This is a genomic window from Rhizobacter fulvus, assembly GCF_964020785.1.
In genome coordinates this window covers 3567370-3584917 of the sequence record NZ_OZ224516.1, presented here as the reverse complement: position 1 = coordinate 3584917, position 17548 = coordinate 3567370, and the positions used below count along the sequence as shown (strand labels likewise).

At 64.0% G+C, this 17548-nt stretch carries 21 protein-coding genes; 8 read left to right on the top strand and 13 right to left on the bottom strand.

The window, feature by feature from the left end:
* Nucleotides 1–151 precede the first annotated feature (151 nt).
* Nucleotides 152–688, bottom strand: a complete 537-nt coding sequence (gene flhC / locus ACWH49_RS16905; protein ID WP_056462173.1) for a flagellar transcriptional regulator FlhC — start codon at nt 686–688, stop codon at nt 152–154.
* Between the two features lie 33 nt (nt 689–721).
* Nucleotides 722–1045 carry a flagellar transcriptional regulator FlhD gene (flhD, locus tag ACWH49_RS16900; RefSeq protein WP_056462170.1) on the bottom strand — a complete coding sequence of 108 codons (324 nt, stop codon included), beginning with the start codon at nt 1043–1045 and terminating at the stop codon, nt 722–724.
* A gap of 394 nt (nt 1046–1439) precedes the next feature.
* Here flhD and ACWH49_RS16895 point away from each other — a divergent pair, with 394 nt between their 5' ends.
* From ACWH49_RS16895 to ACWH49_RS16865, 7 genes are all read left to right on the top strand, one after another.
* A complete protein-coding gene (locus ACWH49_RS16895; protein ID WP_056462168.1) occupies nt 1440–2258 on the top strand; it encodes a flagellin N-terminal helical domain-containing protein in 819 nt (272 codons plus the stop codon).
* A gap of 207 nt (nt 2259–2465) precedes the next feature.
* Entirely contained in the window at nt 2466–3287 is an 822-nt protein-coding gene (locus tag ACWH49_RS16890) for a flagellin N-terminal helical domain-containing protein (protein WP_056462166.1), read from the top strand.
* A 79-nt stretch (nt 3288–3366) separates the two neighbouring features.
* Nucleotides 3367–4785, top strand: coding sequence for a flagellar filament capping protein FliD (gene fliD / locus ACWH49_RS16885; protein WP_448172514.1), 1419 nt, complete (start codon nt 3367–3369; stop codon nt 4783–4785).
* A gap of 176 nt (nt 4786–4961) precedes the next feature.
* Nucleotides 4962–5378 (top strand): flagellar export chaperone FliS, encoded by a 417-nt coding sequence (fliS, locus tag ACWH49_RS16880; protein ID WP_448172513.1) that lies wholly within the window; start codon nt 4962–4964, stop codon nt 5376–5378.
* 41 nt (nt 5379–5419) lie between these two features.
* A complete protein-coding gene (locus tag ACWH49_RS16875) occupies nt 5420–5722 on the top strand; it encodes a flagellar protein FliT (RefSeq protein ID WP_448172512.1) in 303 nt (100 codons plus the stop codon).
* A gap of 13 nt (nt 5723–5735) precedes the next feature.
* Entirely contained in the window at nt 5736–6497 is a 762-nt protein-coding gene (locus ACWH49_RS16870; protein ID WP_448172511.1) for a flagellar regulator YcgR PilZN domain-containing protein, read from the top strand.
* A 137-nt stretch (nt 6498–6634) separates the two neighbouring features.
* A complete protein-coding gene (locus ACWH49_RS16865) occupies nt 6635–6886 on the top strand; it encodes a hypothetical protein (protein WP_448172510.1) in 252 nt (83 codons plus the stop codon).
* 10 nt (nt 6887–6896) lie between these two features.
* On the opposite strand, the gene ACWH49_RS16860 is transcribed toward ACWH49_RS16865, so the two are convergent.
* Entirely contained in the window at nt 6897–7322 is a 426-nt protein-coding gene (locus ACWH49_RS16860; protein ID WP_448172509.1) for a cupin domain-containing protein, read from the bottom strand.
* Nucleotides 7323–7539: 217 nt separating this feature from the next.
* Between ACWH49_RS16860 and ACWH49_RS16855 the strand changes: the two genes are divergently transcribed.
* On the top strand, nt 7540–8427 hold the full coding sequence (locus tag ACWH49_RS16855) for a nucleotide kinase domain-containing protein (protein ID WP_448172508.1): 888 nt from the start codon (nt 7540–7542) through the stop codon (nt 8425–8427).
* Nucleotides 8428–8548: 121 nt separating this feature from the next.
* Here ACWH49_RS16855 and ACWH49_RS16850 read toward each other — a convergent pair whose 3' ends face one another.
* The 10 genes from ACWH49_RS16850 to ACWH49_RS16805 all read right to left on the bottom strand — a co-directional run bounded on the left by ACWH49_RS16850 (nt 8549) and on the right by ACWH49_RS16805 (nt 17363).
* Nucleotides 8549–9205 (bottom strand): HNH endonuclease, encoded by a 657-nt coding sequence (locus tag ACWH49_RS16850; protein ID WP_448172507.1) that lies wholly within the window; start codon nt 9203–9205, stop codon nt 8549–8551.
* Nucleotides 9198–10565, bottom strand: coding sequence for an AAA family ATPase (locus tag ACWH49_RS16845; RefSeq protein WP_448172506.1), 1368 nt, complete (start codon nt 10563–10565; stop codon nt 9198–9200). The genes ACWH49_RS16850 and ACWH49_RS16845 overlap by 8 nt, the downstream gene beginning before the upstream one ends.
* A 129-nt stretch (nt 10566–10694) precedes the next feature.
* Nucleotides 10695–11012, bottom strand: coding sequence for a hypothetical protein (locus ACWH49_RS16840; RefSeq protein ID WP_448172505.1), 318 nt, complete (start codon nt 11010–11012; stop codon nt 10695–10697).
* Nucleotides 10993–11238 carry a hypothetical protein gene (locus ACWH49_RS16835; protein ID WP_448172504.1) on the bottom strand — a complete coding sequence of 82 codons (246 nt, stop codon included), beginning with the start codon at nt 11236–11238 and terminating at the stop codon, nt 10993–10995. Before ACWH49_RS16835 ends, ACWH49_RS16840 begins: the two co-directional genes overlap by 20 nt.
* Entirely contained in the window at nt 11235–11576 is a 342-nt protein-coding gene (locus ACWH49_RS16830) for a hypothetical protein (protein ID WP_448172503.1), read from the bottom strand. The genes ACWH49_RS16835 and ACWH49_RS16830 overlap by 4 nt, the downstream gene beginning before the upstream one ends.
* Nucleotides 11573–12988 (bottom strand): phage portal protein, encoded by a 1416-nt coding sequence (locus tag ACWH49_RS16825; RefSeq protein ID WP_448172502.1) that lies wholly within the window; start codon nt 12986–12988, stop codon nt 11573–11575. The genes ACWH49_RS16830 and ACWH49_RS16825 overlap by 4 nt, the downstream gene beginning before the upstream one ends.
* 6 nt (nt 12989–12994) lie before the next feature.
* Nucleotides 12995–14245, bottom strand: a complete 1251-nt coding sequence (locus tag ACWH49_RS16820) for a phage major capsid family protein (RefSeq protein WP_448172501.1) — start codon at nt 14243–14245, stop codon at nt 12995–12997.
* Nucleotides 14246–14660: 415 nt separating this feature from the next.
* Nucleotides 14661–16877: an AAA family ATPase gene (locus ACWH49_RS16815; RefSeq protein ID WP_448172500.1), complete on the bottom strand. Its 2217-nt coding sequence runs from the start codon at nt 16875–16877 to the stop codon at nt 14661–14663.
* A 4-nt stretch (nt 16878–16881) separates the two neighbouring features.
* The gene (locus ACWH49_RS16810; RefSeq protein WP_448172499.1) at nt 16882–17187 is read right to left on the bottom strand and encodes a hypothetical protein; all 306 of its coding nucleotides are present in this window, start codon (nt 17185–17187) and stop codon (nt 16882–16884) included.
* Nucleotides 17184–17363 carry a helix-turn-helix domain-containing protein gene (locus tag ACWH49_RS16805; RefSeq protein WP_448172498.1) on the bottom strand — a complete coding sequence of 60 codons (180 nt, stop codon included), beginning with the start codon at nt 17361–17363 and terminating at the stop codon, nt 17184–17186. Before ACWH49_RS16805 ends, ACWH49_RS16810 begins: the two co-directional genes overlap by 4 nt.
* Between the last annotated feature and the right edge of the window lie 185 nt (nt 17364–17548).

Here is a 17548-nt window from a genome sequence, read left to right as displayed (position 1 = left end):
GCACATCAACGCCGAATTGACCGCCCAATAAAAAAACGGGCCCCGAGAGGCCCGTTTGAAAAGACACATGAATGTGCCAGGAGGAGACAAGCAATGAAAATCGAAACGTTGTCAGGTCTATCGGCCGTCGGCCGCCAGACTTGAGCGGAACTCAGTGCATCTGGATGCCGCCGGCCGCCTTGCCCTTGCCGGCGCGCGCCGGGGGGCTGCACAGGCCGCACACATAGTGCTTGGCGATCTCGTGCGGGTGGGTGACGAAGTGGCCGCTGCACTTGGAGCACTTGGTCATCGTCAGCATGCCGTTGTCAACGAACTTGACCAGGCGCCAGGCGCGGGTCACGGAGAGCAGCGCTTCCAGGCCTTGCGCCTGGGTCTGCTCCTGATAGAGCTGGTAGGCCTTGATGACGGTGTCGATCTCGTCCATCTCGGCGACCTTGTTCAGGTACTCGTGGATGTTCAGGAACAGCGAGGCGTGGATGTTCGGCTGCCAGGTCATGAACCAGTCGGTCGAGAACGGCAGCTGGCCCTTGCTGGGCGATTTGCCGGAGACTTCCTTGTACAGGCGCAGCAGGCGCTCGTAAGACAGGTCGGTCTCGGACTCGAGGACCTGCAGGCGGGCCCCGAGGTTGATCAGCGTGACCGCACGGCTGATCTGCTTGGCTTCGGTGAGGATGCTCTTGACGCGCATGATCGTGTTCCTGGCTTTGCTTTGTCAGTCGGATCAGGCGGCTTCCTGGTGGCGGCCGGCCATCAGGATGGAAGCATGCAGGCGGGAGGTGGTGTCGTTGGCGGCGCCCTTGCCGTGGTTGGTCAGCAGGCCCCAGACCAGGTCGTCGTCCATGCGGAAGCGGCACAGCAGCGTGTTGCCGGAGGCGACCTTCATCATCTGGGCGGGTGTCAGCAGCGCGATCATGGCGGCGCTTTCCTCGCTGACGCCCAGGCGGAACAGGGCCTGTTCCTTGTCGGCACGGATCAGGCTCTGGGCCAGCATCAGGTACGACAGGTTGGCTTCGCGAATTTCGGTGAGGATCTGGTCTGCGTTCATGGTCTGCTCCGGGTGGTGTGTGTCTGTGGACGTTGTGTCGCCGTGTTCGGTCTTGTGTCTCAACGTGAAGCGAATTGTGAAGACACGATCAGGACCGAAACATCGGGTCAGTTCTGTCGCTTCAGTCCATGTTCTTCTGCGGCCCTTGTCAGGGAACTTCCTACACGCCCTCGTCGGACACGGTTTTCGAGCCCTGACAGGCCGCCATAGCGTGAAGCTTTGAACAGCCCGCGAATGGCGTCGCAAATTTCTGTTGACACGGCCCCTCAAGTATCGAAACAGCCTGCCCGATAACCCAGCCAACGGGGACGAGCAATCCGAACCGGGGTCCGGAGTCAGACGAAACGCCGGGCATCAGGCAACCCGTCTTACCACCACTTTCGGAGATTTCCACATGACCATGTCCGTCAACACCAACATCATTTCGCTGAACGCCCAGCGCAACCTGTCGACCTCGCAGAGCTCGCTGGCAACCGCGATGCAGCGCCTGTCTTCCGGCCTGCGGGTCAACTCGGCCAAGGACGACGCCGCCGGCCTCGCCATCGCCGAGCGCATGAACGCTCAAGTGCGCGGCTCGAACGTCGCGATGCGCAATGCCAACGACGGCATCTCGATGTTCCAGACCGCAGAAGGCGCGATGGGCAAGATCGGCGACAGCCTGCAGCGCATCCGCGAACTGGCCGTGCAATCGGCCAACGGCGCGATCTCGGACGCCGACCGCACCAACCTGAACGCGGAAGCGACGCAGCTGGTCGCAGAAATCGCCCGCGTTGCCGACGGCGCCAAGTTCAACGGCGTCAACCTGCTCGACGGCAGCCTGACGACGGCCGACTTCCAGGTCGGCGCCGATGCCACCGACGTGATCACCGCGACCGTCAGCTTCGACATGACCGCGCTGGGCGCCTATGCCGCCGCCGACATCAGCACCCAGGCCGGCGCCACCGCCGTGCTGACCGCCACCGACACCGACCTCGACACGCTGAACACCGCCCGCGCCGATGCCGGCGCGCTGCAGGGCCGCTTCGAAGCCGTCGTCGGCCAGCTGCAGGTCTACGCCGAGAACACCTCGGCCGCCCGCGGCCGGATCATGGACGCCGACTTCGCGACGGAAACCGCCTCGCTGTCGCGTGCCCAGATCCTGCAGCAGGCCGGCAGCGCGATGATCGCGCAAGCCAACCAGCTGCCGAACGCCGTGATGTCGCTCCTGCGCTGATCGACTCGCGAAGTCCCGACTTCGATCGAAGCCGCCCTCCGGGGCGGCTTTTTCGTGTCTGGATCTGGGGTGTTTTCACGGCGTGTTTCCGGCGATCGGGCCGGAACGGGCTGCTGAAGAATGGCGATCACGGGCCCACTGTGGACACAGGCCTGAAGTCGCCGGCGAGTCGCCGGAAGCGTTTGGAACATTTCCGGAGTCACGACCATGCCCATGACGATCAACACGAACACCATTTCGCTGAACGCCCAGCGCAACCTGTCGACCTCGCAGAGCTCGCTGGCAACCGCGATGCAGCGCCTGTCTTCCGGCCTGCGGGTCAACTCGGCCAAGGACGACGCCGCCGGCCTCGCCATCGCCGAGCGCATGAACGCTCAAGTGCGCGGCTCGAACGTCGCGATGCGCAATGCCAACGACGGCATCTCGATGTTCCAGACCGCTGAAGGCGCGATGGGCAAGATCGGCGACAGCCTGCAGCGCATCCGCGAACTGGCCGTGCAATCGGCCAACGGCTCGATCTCCGACGCCGACCGCACCAACCTGAACGCGGAAGCGACGCAGCTGGTCGCAGAAATCGCCCGCGTCGCCGACGGCGCCAAGTTCAACGGCGTCAACCTGCTCGACGGCAGCCTGACCTCGGCCAATTTCCAGGTGGGCGCCGACGCCGGCGACGTGATCAACGCCTCGGTCAGCTTCGACATGACCGCGCTGACCGCCTACGCTGCCGCCGACATCAGCACCCAGGCCGGCGCCACCGCCGTGCTGACCGCCACCGACACCGACCTCGACCTGGTCAACACCGCCCGCGCCGATGCCGGCGCGCTGCAGGGCCGCTTCGAGGCCGTGATCGGCCAGCTGCAGACCTATTCGGAGAACACCTCCGCCGCCCGCGGCCGGATCATGGACGCCGACTTCGCGACCGAGACCGCCGCCCTGTCGCGCGCCCAGATCCTGCAGCAGGCCGGCACCGCGATGGTCGCGCAGGCGAACCAGGTGCCGAGCCAGGTCATGACGCTGCTGCGTAACTGATCGACGCAGTTTCGCTGAAGACACGCCTCAAGCCGGCGCCTTGCCGGCCGATAGTGGGGAGACGTAACAGGAGAATCCCATGGCAGTGTCATCGCCCGGCATCGGCAGCGGCCTCGATGTGAACAGCATCGTGACGCAGCTGGTGGCCATCGAGCGGCAGCCGATCACGACGCTGAAGAAGCAGGCCACCGACGTCCAGTCGCAGCTGTCGGTCTACGGCCAACTGCAGTCCAAGCTCTCGGCGCTGCAGAGCGCGAGCGCTGCGTTGAGCCAGTCCACCACCTGGACGCAGACCGCCGGCACGTCCAGCGATCCCGCGTCGGTCGGCGTCGCCACCGATTCCACCACCCGCGCCGGCAGCTACCAGGTGCAGGTGACATCGCTCGCGTCGGGCCAGTCCGTCGCCACGGCGAGCAGCTACGCCTCGGCCGACGCCGTGATCGGCGAAGGCACGCTGCACGTGCAGCTCGGCAGCTGGGCGGGCGGCGGCTTCGCGGCCAAGGCCGGCGCAGCGGCCGTCGACATCACGATCGGCCCCGGCGCCCAGACGCTCGCGCAGGTGCGCGACGCGATCAACAACGCCAACGCCGGCGTCACCGCCTCCGTGCTGACGGATTCGACCGGCACCCGGCTGGTGCTGCGTTCCAGTGCCACCGGCGAGGTCAACGGCTTCCAGATCGGCGTGACCGACACCGGCGGCGGGGGCTTGTCCGCCCTCGCCTACGACCCGGGCGGCACCTCGGCGATGACGCTCGCGCGGCCGGCCGCCGACGCGATCGCGACGATCGACAACCTGCCGGTGCGCTCGGCCAGCAACACGCTGTCCGGCGTGATCGACGGTGTCACGCTGACGCTGTCCAAGGTCACGACTGCGCCGGTGCAGATCGTCGCAGCCAACGACGCGGACGCGATCAAGACCAAGATCACCGCTTTCGTGACGGCGTACAACGACGTCAACTCCATGCTCGCCGCGCAGACCAAGTACGACGCCGCGACCAAGACCGCCGGCGCGCTGCAGGGCGACAGCGCCGCGTGGGGCCTGCGCACGCAGCTGCGCAACATGCTCGGCACCACCAGCGGCGCGTCGTCGATGTTCGGACGGCTCTCGGACATCGGCTTCGACGTCAAGTCCGACGGCTCGATCAGCGTCAACGACACCAAGCTGACCAACGGCCTGGCCAACCTCGACCAGCTGCGCAAGGTGTTCGCCAACAGCGACCCGGTGACGCCGGCCAACGACGGCGTCGTGCTGCAGATGCGCAAGCTGACCGACCGCATGCTGGCCTTCGACGGCACGCTGCAATCTCGCACCGACGGCCTGCAGCACCGGCTCGACCTGAACCAGACGCAGCAGAGCAAGCTCGAGGACCGCGTCACGCGGACCGAAGCGCGGCTGCGGGCGCAGTATTCGGCGCTCGACACGCAGATGAACACGCTGAACGGCCTGTCCAGCTACGTGCAGCAGCAGATCACGAACTGGAACAAGAGCACGGCCTGAGCGGTGCGCACGCGCCGGGTCGCCCGTCATGCCGCCCGGTTCCGCCGGGCGGTTTGCATTGGGCGCCCGGCTCGCGCAGACGCATGAAAAGCAGACCCGCGCACCTCTAAAGGGACGTGCGTCGCAGCCGATAAAGAACCATCGCAGACGCACCACCCTGCCCCGGAGTAGTACCGATGTTCACCCAGAGCCGCCCGCATCAGCAATCGATGTCGACGATGTACCACAAGGTGCAGACCGACACCGGCGTCGACGCCGCCTCGCCGCACCGCCTGGTCGAGATGCTGTTCGAAGGGTTCTTCGATTCGTGCTCGCAGGCCCGCGGCCACATCCGCGCCGGCAACGTCGAACAGAAGTGCCGTGCGCTGGCCCGCGCCGCGCGCATCGTCGACGAAGGCCTGAAGGCCCCGCTCGACCTGCAGGCCGGCGGCGAACTCGCCAAGGACCTGCGCGACCTGTACGCCTACGTCACGGTGCGACTGACCCATGCCAACCTGCAGAACGACGAGGCGGCGGTCGACGAGTGCCAGCGCCTGCTGCGTCCGATCCACTCGGCCTGGACCGCGATCGGCGGACAGGTCGGCTCGGCATGAACACGACTTCCCCTACCGCTTCAGTCACCCGGGACGCGACCATGAAGAACGCCCTCTTGAACTACTACCAGGCCATCGAAAAGGCGAGCCAGGACATGCTGGCCGCCGCCCGCGTCGGCAACTGGGACGAGGTGCTCAAGCTCGAAGGCGCCTGCGCGCTGCTGATCTCCCAGCTGAAGCAGACCGCCGCCGGCGAGAAGCCGCTGGGGCAGGAAGAGGCGCAGTTCAAGTCGCGCATCATGCGGCGCATCCTCGTCAACGACGCCGAGGTGCGCCAGCTCGCCGAGCCGTGGCTCGACGACCTGAACGAGCTGCTCGCCGGCCGCACCCCCACCTTCCACTGAGGAGCGCACGGCCGTGTTCGAAACGTTGCCGATGCCGCTCGACGCGCTGGGCGCTGCGCCCGGCGGGCTGGACGAGTTCCGCGTCACCGCCCCCGGCGAGATCGCCACGCTGCTGCGCCGCCTGTACGACAGCAACGCCGAGCTCAACCTGCACGCCGGTGAAGGCGTCAGCGTGGCGGCGACGGTGTGGACGACCGATGCCGGACGCGGCTCGATCGGCTTCAGCGTCGATGCCGCCGATCCGGCCTTGGACGCACTGCTCGAGAGCGACGAGGTCGTCGCGGTCGGCTACCTGGACAGCGTCAAGGTCCAGTTCGACCTCAGCCGCCTGATGCTGGTGCGCGGCGCGCGCGCCTGCGTGCTCAGCGCCGGCTACCCGCGCGAGGTCTTCCGCTTCCAGCGTCGAAGCGCCTACCGCGTGCGCCCGCTGCTGCGCGGGCAACCGGTCGCGCGCGTGCGCCACACCGACATTGCCGAGATGCAGCTCGCGCTGCGCGTGCTCGACGTCAGCATCGGCGGCTGCGCGCTCCTGCTGCCCGAGGACGTGCCGCCGATGCAGGTCGGCGGGCTGATCAACCAGGTCGAGATCGAGCTCGACGCCGACACCCGTTTCCACGTGGACCTGCGCCTGCAGCACGTCACCTCCCTGAACACCGATGCCAACGGCGTGCGGCTGGGGTGCGAATTCGTGCGGGTCGACCCGGCCGCGCAGCGTGCGCTGCAGCGCTTCATCGACCAGACCCAGAAGCGCGGCAAGCTGCTGTCGCTGGGCTGAGATCGCCGGCGAAACGGGCGATCGCGAGAAAAGCACAACATTTCGACGCAAGTTCGAGCAATCGGGCCTCAAGGTTCCTGCGTCCGCTGCCGATAGCAGCGGAACAGCCTCTCCGGCAAGGGGGCAAGGAGCGCATCATGGCCATTCCCAGCATCACGGGCGTCGGCCGCGTCTCGGTCACGAGCGCGGACACGCCGTCCACGACCAGCGCCGCGGCGCGCCCGCCGCAGGCGCTCGCGGTCGAGATCGACGAAATCACCCAGCAGCCGCTGCCGCCGCGTTTTCCGTGGCTGAGCCGGCTGTCGCACCAGCTCGAGTCGGCCTCGGGCCAGCGCCCGGCGTTCTCGCCGGCGCCGCTGCTCGGCGACCACGTCGACCAGCAGGTCTGAACCGCGCGCGTCAGCCCGGCGGCGCCCAACCGGGCGGCGCCAGATCGAAGCCGGCGAACTCGAAGCCGGGCACCACCACGCACGCGACCAGGCACCAGCCCTCCCCGGCTTCGGCCGCCTGCCACTGGCCGGGCGGCACGACGTGCTGCGGCTGCTGACCGGCCGCGGCGTCCACCCCGATCACGATCGCCCGCGTGCCCGCTTCGTCCGCGACGCGCAGCGTCGGCGGGGTGCCGGCCTGGTAGATCCACAATTCCGCGGCATCGACCCGGTGCCAGTGCGAGCGCTGCCCGCGTTCGAGCAGGAAGAGGATCGAGGTGCCGGCCGCGCGGCCGTCCGGACCGGCGGGCGCGCGCCAGGTCTCGCGGTACCAGCCGCCTTCGGGGTGCGGGGCCAGGCCCAGGCGCCGGATCAGGTCGGTCGCGTCGTTGCTCATGGCCGCAGCTTAGCCGCGCCGCGTTCGATGGATCAGACCTGCATCGACATAAGGTCGAAACACCATATCCAATGCTGCCTAGCGGCCGACTTGGTATGGCTCTTGGTGTGGCAAATGGTCGCGCACCTCTAGCAGCAACGCGTCAGCCACCGCGCCGGGGCGACCTTTAATACCCTGTCCTCCTACCCTCACCTCAGAGGGCCTAGGAGAACTTGAAATGACGACCGACCGCACAGCCACCGAGCGCGCTGCCTTCAGCCTTCTCTGCTACTGGATAGTCGAGCGCGACCGCATCCGCCTCGCGAAGGAGGCCGGCAAGCCGCGCCCCTGGACCGACAACGTCTACCTGCAGAAGGCGCGCTGGTGCAACGTCGCCCGCCGACACGACCGCGTGTCACAGTACCTGCTGAACACGTGGTACGGCGACACCATCCTCGCGTCGGTCGAGCAGATCGCCGTTAACGCCGCGATGGCGCGACTGATCAACTGGCCCGACACCTTGGAGGAGCTTCGAGCCGCCGGCCAGAACGAGGACTACCGGTCAGCGACCGCGCATGCCGTGCTGGCTGCGCGGCGCGACCGCGGCGACAAGGTGTTTACTGGCGCGTACAAGGTCTCCGGCATCCGCGGCGAGGACAAGGTGACGACCGTCATCGGCCAGTGCGATCAGGTGCTGCGCGACTACGCTCGCCTAATCGACCCGTCGAGCATGGCGCGAACGCACGCCCGCCTTCAGAGCATCCCGGCCATCGGCAGCTTCATGGCCGGCCAGATCGTGGCAGACCTCCGCTACGTGCACCCGGGGGCCTGGGCCGACCGCGACACCTGGGCGCCGCTCGGGCCGGGCAGCGAGCGCGGCCTCGCGCGGCTGCGCGGCTGGGATGGCGAGGATGAAGGCGCCCTGCGTCGATTCGGCATCACACAAGCGAACTTCCCGGCCAACATTCGGCAGCTACGGGAGCAGTTGAACGCGGTGCCGGAAGTACGGGCCGTGCTCGAACGCGTCGGTGCGGAGGCCATGGACCTGCAGAACTGCCTGTGCGAGTTCGACAAAGTGAGCCGCTACACGGCCGGCCAGGGCGACCCCAAGAACCTGTACCGCTGAATCAGGAAGGGCTCAGGAGCCCCCAAACGCGAAGCGGCCACCCAGGTTGGCTGCCTCGCCGTTCGGCGCCGCTGGCGGGCCGCAATGAGCATGCTCCGTCCCGAGAGCGGAACAGAGCCGCCTACCTCCAAAGCATCGCCTTCAGGTCGCTCAATGCCGCGAGTTTCTGCGACGAACTGTCCGACTCCATAAAACGGTTCATCGCATCGCTCAACTTTGCATCTTCGTAAAAGGGAGGATCCCAGCCGAATTGGTGCAAGTGACGATTTAGCTTACAAGCTCCAATTGTAAAGTGCCCCTTGGTCGAAAGATCAACATAAACATAGTTTCCAAATATCTTTATGTGCTCATCCCAGACGTCAAAATGCGGATGGACAAGAAAGAAACGACCAGATGATTTTGGATACTTTATTGCTGAATCACCGTGCCGAACGGTGTCCGGTTCTAGCTGCAGCGTCTCTAATTCTCGCTTGAGTGTATTGCAATCGGCGCATACCGCACAAAGATTTTTCGGTTCGAAGATAAACTTCAAATACTTAGACTTTGGCGCAATATGCTCGACATGGCAATTGCCAGGCCCATTTGTCGAAAGACTCTGACGGCAATAAGCACATTTTCCCAGCTGCTGAGAGCGATAGTGATTTCTAACTGCCGCGCGCAGTGGAGCCAATTCGTCCGAACCCCAGTCCGTATATGTAAATTTCGGATCTGCCAGCTTCTTTGAAATTTCTGACTTAAGGTCAACGCTAAAAGTGATCGGTGTTTTTATATCAGGCATAGTCTGCGGCCATATCCTCCAAAGACGCTATCAAGTTCTCGAGAGGATCGTCAGCATTAAGTTGTGGCCGCAATTCCCTCAAGAGATCCATGATCTCGATATCTTCTTCGTGAAACTTCTTTTGCTTTGCAACTTTGGAAAACGTGTTTAGCGCGATGCGGCTTAGATATTCATTGCGCCGTCCCGGCGCTGAAAATACTTTGGCCAATTGAAAGTCAATTGATCGATGCGAATAGTTCCTCGCACTAAACGCCGCCCCTGTTTCCATCGCCATTACAAAACAGTTCGCCTGCGGTAGCTCTGCAACTACTTGGGGCGAATGTGTTGCAATGAGGAAATGACATCCTCTGTATCGCTCAAATGTTGTAACGAGCAGCTGAACATATTTTTCTTGCCATGCAGGGTGGAGGCAGACCTCTGGCTCGTCGATGCAGATCAACGAATGATCTTCGATTTGGCTACCGATGCCCAGCAAGCTCATGACCACAGATTGCTCACCCGAACTAGCTTCGCTCATGTGAAACTTTGCGTCGGAGCCCTGTTTCCTAAACGTGACCTCCCGCAACCTTGCAAGTCCAATACTAATCAGCGAGTTAACTTCGTGTGGCGAAAGATGCGACGTAGTCATAACCGATTTCGGTTCCAGAAAAACGGCGAACCTTGGCTTCTCCAATACTTTCGTCGCTCGCCTAAGAGCATCCATTGCATCGGACAGGTCTTGGTCAGATGCCTCATTGAGCCTTCTCAAGGCAAATCCACCGTCAGATAAAGGGAACATCGGCATGCGCCCAGCGCTGTCGCGAATGGCCTGAACGGGGTTTGGCGACGCAAGAACTTCGCTAATTATTCGACTTGATAGACTAAGCTGAAATGTTGATTCTATTATCGGCTGATAACCAAGGTAGCTGAGAACATCTTCCAGAGTTCGTAAATGTTCCTGACCTTGAAGAGCCGCACTGATAAGCGCCCCCATAATGCGCGACATATACGACAGTCCGAGATTATTGCTCGGCAGCCCACGCAAACCTAGATAGCTATATGCGCGACTCCATTCGCTGCGACGCAGCATGGGAAAACGATCAAAAGGACTGGCAGATACACAAATTACCTTATTGGGAATCCGAAGCTTGTCCACCGTTGCCGGCTTATACTGCCTCATCCGTATCCGCTCTTCCCGTTCGAAGGCATTTGGATCAATAGCGTCCTGCAAAAGATCGAGGGCAATATTTCTTAGCATCCGACTTTTACCGGTGCCGTTCTTCCCCACAATTACGGTGAATACGTTCGCTCCCGGAAAGTGACCGTAGTCCGAAGGTAGGAGTTCGTAAGACTTACGATCTGCGGTATAGCTTCGAATCATTTATTTGTACCGCTCAAGATAGCCAATTTAGCGAACCAGACTGAATTCCAAGACAGCAATGCTATGTTCAATGTCGGAAGTTGTCACCTGTTTGTTCCGGTGGGACACCCCCACAAACGATATTGAGTTTCAGGGCTTGCTCCCTCGAACTCGGCCCGCCAAGTCTGCGGACACGCGCAGGAAATCGGTACCGGCGAACAAGTTGAACGCCGGCAGCAGTACCGAGGTCGGCACATCGAGCCAGCGCAGTCGCTCGCCGCGTTCGGCGCACCACCACACAAGCTCCATCAGGCTGTACCGCACGCCACGCCGCCCGACTCGCAACGGTAGCGGCATGCGCAAGTCGGGCCGGTCGCACCGCGCGCGCTGCAACGTGAACACCGAACGTCCGATCAAGCCTGCCGCGACGGCGGTGGTGACGAGAACGTCAGGCGCGTAGCGTTCCACGATGATGGTCCGCCACCTGCCGCACAAACGTGAAAGCGGACTGCGCGGCTGCCTCCGCACCGACTCCGCCGGCACGTAGCCTGTCGGCAAGGCTCTGTTCGATCCGTGCCAGTATGCGCAGCTTCGCCGCCAGCATGTACGGCGCAAATCGGGAGTCGGGCACACACAGCGACAGCACTTGGCGGATCGCCAGCGCGCGAGCGTTGTAGTCGATCAACGAGTTCATTGCGCCAACACCACCGATGCGCGCGGCGCGCCGTGCTTGCCGTGCTCTTTCGGGTCGAGCATGCGGGCGAACTCGGTAAGCGCGTCGCGCAGTGCAAGCGCCTGCGCCCAGGTGAGCGGAACGACAAGCCCGTCTGCGAGCAAAACGCCGGGCATCATCTCGTCGATGTGCGCGATCAGCACAGCCTCGGTCGCAGGCGCTGTAGTACGACGCAGCGGCGGGTTTACGTCGCCGCAGAGCATGTCCTCGATCAGCGCGACCGCGAGGCCGCGCGCTTTCGCTTCTTCGAGGGGCAGCCACGCAGGATCGTGGTCGGAGATCTTCGGCATGTTGCTCATCGTGCGACCTCGACACTTCTTCGAAAACCATTGCTCATCACGATCTCCATATGTCCATCGACCATCGCGACGGACGCGATTCCAGGCGCAACGCAGTCCCACGCTGCGCTGTCGGCGGCGGGTTCCTCGCGGGCCTCGCCATGGCCGCTGCGCTGCCACAGGCCGGCCGCGTGGTGCACGAACGCGCCGGCCGGGTAGGTGCACCCGCGATCCCAAGCCTTAGCGCCCTGCGGCGTGTGTGTAGGCGTGCGCAGGGCGTCGCCACCCGGTAGGTCGGGCAGGCCGAGGTATCCGTTGCGGACTTCGTTCGGCGAGCAGATGCCCGCCGTGACCAGGCCGCCCAGGTAGTCGGACATCTCCTTGCCGGGGAGGATGAGGGTGTCGCTCAAGTCAAAAATCACTCCGGCTCCGTTGGCCCGGTCGTTGCGCGACAGCAGCTTCGCCGCGATGGCATCGGCCAGCCGCATGCAGAAGCCGCGGAGCGCCAGCGCATAGAGCGCTCTGGTTCCCTCGCTTGCGGACGCGTAGGTCATGGTGACCGCGTCCTCGAGGAACTGGCGCGGCACGCCGTAAGCGCGGGCAATGTCTTGCGTGCTGGCATTGATCTGAGCGAGCAGCTCTTGGTCTGCGGCCTTCCAGACGACGGGGCGCACATCGAAACCGTTCGACAGCACAGCGGTGCGACCGTTGCCTGCGCCTCGATAGGCTGCGTCCCAATCTGCTTGCAAAGCCATCGCTGTGGATTTTTCGACCTTGCCCGGCGCGACGAGCACCATCCCGGGGGACGACAGATTGCGGAACAGATACCGCTGCACGTTCTTCGACATCAGCGCAAGTTCAAAGCTGGGCGCGCAGCTTGCCATCGGAGGCACGCCCATGAGCGTGCTGCCAGTGCAGCGATATCGCGCGTGGATCACATCGGCTTCGGCCAGTAAGACTTCGGGCTCGCCCAGGCTTGGGTCAAACTGAAGTCGATACCAGAGAGCGCGAGTGCCTTCCTCGATCTCGATGCTGACCCGCCAAGGCGGTATCGCCTTCAGCGCATAGGGTGCGCCGGCCTTGTCCCGCTCGATGCGCAGGAAGCCATTGCCGGCCAAGGCGACGGAATGGGCAAACAGCTCTGCGTCTTGGTGTGCAAGGGTCGCCAGTGCTCGCGCCGCCGCGCTAGTGGAGTCGACAACACGGCCACCAGATTGCGGGCGCGAATACAGCACCAACGAAGCGCTGGCCGCTGCGTCAGACAGGAGGCTGCACGCCCTGTATACGCCCGTCAGACTTAACGCGGTCTGCGCGTTGACGCTGATCGGCAACTGCCCATCGTGGGGCAGATGCCATGGCGCATACGGTGACATACCGCCACCACCCGACCACAGCGCCGACCACACGGCGCGCAACCGTTCGCGAATCGCCACGATGGCTCACGCCGACAGTGCGCTCGCCGCGCCCGTGTAAAACCGATTCGGGTCTCGGACGTAGACGTTGGCGTCGGCCAGGATGCGCAGCTTCATCGCGCCGGCGAGGAACGAGTCGCCGAACGGATCCGCGGCGACACTCGCACTGTCCCAGAGAAAAAGGTGAGACCACGCCCATTGGCCGAACAGGTAGTCCATAGAGGGCGACGGACTGCCAGCGCCCGACACGGGGTTCAGAACGTAGTCGATGCCTGCGATCTGCCCGCCGACGACAAGTGCCGGCGCGGTGCTACCCGAGAAGCCCACACTGGTCGCGAACTTCGCTTCCACAAGATCAGGGATCAGCCACTTGGCACCGGTTGCGTCGGTCGTCCGACCGTAAGCGAAGAGGCTATTGCGGATGACGTAGGCAGACGCGAGCGAGTCGAGCGCGTGGCCCGCAGTCGCAAGGCTGGCGACGCCGGTCGGAGCCAGTCCGCCTTCGCCGAACAGCACCGCGCGGTCAAGCTCGGTGAGGATCGCGTTCCGCAGGTCTTGCATCATCAGCGGCTCGACGCTAGGGTGATTGCCGTACAGCAACGCCGACCGCTTGAGCGTCACATACGTTCCGACGCTCTTCGGCTCGATCATGTCGGCATCGAAAGTCGCGTCGCTCTGAGGCACTGCGCTATCGCGAGCAATCCACGTCGGGGTGACCGTGCCGATCAGCTTGGTGATCGAAACCTTCTCTTCGCCGGCCAGTACCGTGTTGACTCCAAGCTGCTGCGCCAGGCGCGGGCCGAACAGTGCGTCGGAAGTGCGGAAGAACAGCGAGTCCATGAACTGCGTGCCGGTCGTCGCTTCCGCCAGCCCGCCACTTAGCGCGCCTACTTCCGCTTTCGTGACCAGCAAGGACTTCAGGCTCATCGCGACCGCCTCGAACGAGCGACCGGGATTGCGCCTGCGGACTTCACGGTCGAATTCGGCAGCGAGGCCGGTGTCGATGCCGCGTTCGCCGCACGCCAGGGCGATGGCGCCGCGCAAGAGACCCGCATGGCTCGCGCGCTGCGTTAGGTGCAGCGCGGGGGCACCGACAGGCCGCGTCGGGTTCGACGGGCTGGTGGGCGCGATGGCAACTTCAGCCATCTGGTCGAACTGCCGCACCTGGGCGATCAGACCGTCCCATTGCGTCTGCTCTGCCGCAGTAAAGGCCCGAGCCTCCGAAATAGTGAGGTTGTGCATTGCTTCCATCTGGGAAACTATGTCGTCGCGCTTCATTTATTTACTCCAAATTACTAGTGACTGCATGTCACAAAACCCTCTGGCCTGACGGTAAAGAATATTGCAGCGGACTGTTCAAATAACTGCCCGGGCTACGGTGTGTAGGCGAAAAGTGCCAAACATTCCGGACCTGTTATCGCCAAGTATGGGTCACGCGAGAACGGCTGTGCGAGCTAGTTGTTGCACGTGACCGGCCAAGTAACCGCGAGAGCGTATTCACTGAATCCGCTCTTTTTACGAACCCTCGCGCGCACACGCGTGCGCGAGGATCACCACGAAGTAGTTCTACTAAACCTCGCCGCTATGTGGCTGTGTGGCTGGCCCTAAAGGGACCAGCCACACCAGCCACATAGGTATGTGGCCAGTCGCAGCCATATATGGCCACATAGCCAGCCACATGCAGCCACATAACCTAGCCGAGCGGGTCGTCATCCCCATGGAGGTCTGTCCCGCTCGCGGCATCGGCCATCGCCCGGCCGGCGTCGGTAAGTGAATAGCCTGCTCGACCCTTGCCGCCACCCGCCTGCAACAGGCCGCGCTCGACCGCGCGCTTGATCAGCGCCTTGGTCTTCGAGTCGCTGGTGAGTTCCAGTAGCTCGCGCAGGCGCGGACTCCCGATGGAAGCATCGGCGCGGTACGCCTGCACCAGCTTGACCAGGTCGTCAGCTTCCGCGTTGGCCTTCGCGTCCTGCGGCGGAGACGCGTCGCCGATGAACTCGACCACGACGCCATGCGCAGGTTCCGGACTGTCGTCGGTCGCGGGCAGCAGTTCGATCATGTTGACGCGCCACGCGCTCGGCGTCCGAGCGGCGCCAGCCTTGTGCTTGACACAGCGCAACTCAACCTCGGACGCCAACCGATTGGCTCGGATCAGCCTGTAGCGAACGTACTGCGACGCTGGCAGGGCACTGCTACCTCGCTCGCGGTCGCCCGCACTGTGGCCCGTGTGGTGCACGTGCACGACCAGCGCCCCTAGCTCGCGCTGTATCGCCCTGCCGGCCGCGATGTAGACCCGCATGTCGGTACTGCTGTTCTCCTCACCGATCATCACTTCGAAGATCGGATCGAGCACGACGACAGGCCGCGCCATGCTGTTGAGGTGCCGCATCTGCTCGCGGGCCAGGGCGGCAAGCTGCAGAGCACGAGCCTCATTCAGGCCAGCGACATTGCCGTCGATGCGCTGTAGGTAGCCAGCCTCAAGGTTCTCCACCGCCCGCGCATAGACCTCGGGCGTCAGCACCTTGGCGAAGTGCAGCCGCCATGCGTGCATGTTGTTGTCCCAGAGGAAGGGCGCCTCCTCTGCGGCGTACACGACAACCCGCGGGGCGACCGCCCGGCCTTCGAGCGTGATGCCGGCGGCCATGTAGACGCAGAGCCCCTGCACCATCGTCGACTTGAAGGTGTCGGACCCACCGTAGAACATCGCCTGCTCGGCTTCGTCGGGCAAGTACACCGGGGCGCCGATCAGGTAGCGCGGGCGCTTCGGCGGATCGTTCAGCGGGTTGTACAGGCGTAGCTCGCTCGTGTGTCGAGAGTCGAAGTCCTTGATTGCCGACGCGATGGTCGATGGCGCACGCCAGCCGGTCGCCTCGGCTTCGCGCACTAGCGTTCGCACGGTCACGACCTCCTCCCCCGGCTTCCGCTTGCCGAAGGTCGGCCACTTAACGCCGCCGCATTCGCCCGGCGTGTACTTGTCCGACCGCTTGCTGAACTCCTCCCACAGCACGAGGGCTTCTATGCTGCCATCGAACTCGTGATGCAGAGCCATGCCGCAGCGCAGCCATTCGCCGTACTCGTGGCACCACTTGAACGGGAGGTGATCGAGCAGTTCGCGCGCAACCTTCAGGTCAATGCCGAGCTTCTCCTTCACCGACTCGTCTGACTTCGCGCGGCGATCATCACCATCGGCGGTCTTCCGGCTTGCGCCGACCGATTCAGCGATCGCACGGAACACGTCGGGCAGGTGCGCGACCTCCGTTGCGTGGCCTGCTAGCAGGTTGCCGGTGATACAGAAGTACCTTTTCGACCCGTAGATTTCCAGCTCTGTGGTGTTCTTCCCGACAACAGCCAGCCTCGGGTCGTCGCCGATATCGACAATCGCCTTGAACCCCGTGCCGGAGGGCGACACTTCGGCGTAGGTCGAAAGAAGCTTGTCGCTAAGAGTCTTGCCGCGTTCGTTCATCTCTCCAGTGACGGGATCGATGCAATCGTCAACGTCCACGCCGGCCAGCCCGTCGCCAAGGAGGAAGCCCAGGCCGTCGAACTTGGTCTTGTTCTTGCGCAAGGCCTGCACCGCGGTCTCGAAGCTCGCGCCGTTCGCGAGGTTCGTCGCGTCGATCTTGTGGCCGCTGCTGGGCGAGTGCGGGGTCTTCGACCACTTCCCGTTCGGCAGCAGCGTGAACTTCCACAAGATCCAGCGGTTGAACAGCTTCAGCGACTTCGGTATTCCCGACATCTGCAACTTGACGGCGACTACCGGCCTCGGGGGTTGATTGCCCGAAGCTTTACCGCTTGGTAAACTATTGTCGCCAGCATCGCCGTGTAACGCCGCGTCGGCGCTGGTGGGTCTTTCATTTGCTTCATGAGACTTGCGGCCCCGCTCGGGGCCGCTCTTTTTTGATTCGGCCATGGCGTCATGCCCCCTTCTTCGTCTTGATGCTGGCGAAGGGCCGGCTCTCGTACGCGCGCCACGGCGTGCGCGACGCTGGCGGCTCGAACGGCGCGACCTGCTGGGGTGGTAGCAGGCGCCACCACCCGCCGCCTCCTGGGCCCGGTACACGCTCGCAAAGCCGCGCGGCTAGGGCAGCAAGGCGACCGACCGAAACGCGCGCTGTACGGGCCGCGCGCTTGGTCTCGTGCATATCGTGCAGTTCGCCGTCGGCGAGGCGGGCGCGCAGCCACGCTTCGGTCTCGCGCCAACTCGTGAGCGGGGCGGTCATGCGCGTGCTCCCGAGTTTGCGCGCATCTCGTCGATGAACGTCGTCAAGTCCTTCGGATGGAATCGGTGATGCTTGCCGACGAGGGTCAGGCGTGGGCCGCGATGCTCGCGCACCATCTGCCGTACCGTGCCGACCGGCAGGCCGCAGAGTGAAGCGACATCCTCGTAGTCGAGCAAGGCCTTTTCGCCTACAGGTATCGGTCGGGGCTTGCCGGCGACGCGCACGCGTCGGGTCGATTGGTCGCGCGGTTGCGCGACTGCAGGCGCAGTTCGGGTTCTAGCGGGCATGGGCGTACTCCGGTGGGACGTGCCATGCCGACAAGGTTTTTGAAAGTGACCCGGGCGCGCATGGCAAGTCATTG

Excerpts from the sequence above, each read along its gene's own strand:
- fliS (WP_448172513.1), top strand. The coding sequence starts at position 4,962 with ATGTTCACCCAGAGCCGCCCGCATCAGCAATCGATGTCGACGATGTAC.
- flhD (WP_056462170.1), bottom strand. The coding sequence starts at position 1,045 with ATGAACGCAGACCAGATCCTCACCGAAATTCGCGAAGCCAACCTGTCG.
- ACWH49_RS16835 (WP_448172504.1), bottom strand. The coding sequence starts at position 11,238 with ATGAACTCGTTGATCGACTACAACGCTCGCGCGCTGGCGATCCGCCAA.
- ACWH49_RS16875 (WP_448172512.1), top strand. The coding sequence starts at position 5,420 with ATGAAGAACGCCCTCTTGAACTACTACCAGGCCATCGAAAAGGCGAGC.
- ACWH49_RS16820 (WP_448172501.1), bottom strand. The coding sequence starts at position 14,245 with ATGAAGCGCGACGACATAGTTTCCCAGATGGAAGCAATGCACAACCTC.
- ACWH49_RS16860 (WP_448172509.1), bottom strand. The coding sequence starts at position 7,322 with ATGAGCAACGACGCGACCGACCTGATCCGGCGCCTGGGCCTGGCCCCG.
- flhC (WP_056462173.1), bottom strand. The coding sequence starts at position 688 with ATGCGCGTCAAGAGCATCCTCACCGAAGCCAAGCAGATCAGCCGTGCG.
- ACWH49_RS16895 (WP_056462168.1), top strand. The coding sequence starts at position 1,440 with ATGACCATGTCCGTCAACACCAACATCATTTCGCTGAACGCCCAGCGC.
- ACWH49_RS16855 (WP_448172508.1), top strand. The coding sequence starts at position 7,540 with ATGACGACCGACCGCACAGCCACCGAGCGCGCTGCCTTCAGCCTTCTC.
- ACWH49_RS16865 (WP_448172510.1), top strand. The coding sequence starts at position 6,635 with ATGGCCATTCCCAGCATCACGGGCGTCGGCCGCGTCTCGGTCACGAGC.
- ACWH49_RS16845 (WP_448172506.1), bottom strand. The coding sequence starts at position 10,565 with ATGATTCGAAGCTATACCGCAGATCGTAAGTCTTACGAACTCCTACCT.
- fliD (WP_448172514.1), top strand. The coding sequence starts at position 3,367 with ATGGCAGTGTCATCGCCCGGCATCGGCAGCGGCCTCGATGTGAACAGC.
- ACWH49_RS16850 (WP_448172507.1), bottom strand. The coding sequence starts at position 9,205 with ATGCCTGATATAAAAACACCGATCACTTTTAGCGTTGACCTTAAGTCA.
- ACWH49_RS16810 (WP_448172499.1), bottom strand. The coding sequence starts at position 17,187 with ATGACCGCCCCGCTCACGAGTTGGCGCGAGACCGAAGCGTGGCTGCGC.
- ACWH49_RS16890 (WP_056462166.1), top strand. The coding sequence starts at position 2,466 with ATGCCCATGACGATCAACACGAACACCATTTCGCTGAACGCCCAGCGC.
- ACWH49_RS16815 (WP_448172500.1), bottom strand. The coding sequence starts at position 16,877 with ATGGCCGAATCAAAAAAGAGCGGCCCCGAGCGGGGCCGCAAGTCTCAT.
- ACWH49_RS16830 (WP_448172503.1), bottom strand. The coding sequence starts at position 11,576 with ATGAGCAACATGCCGAAGATCTCCGACCACGATCCTGCGTGGCTGCCC.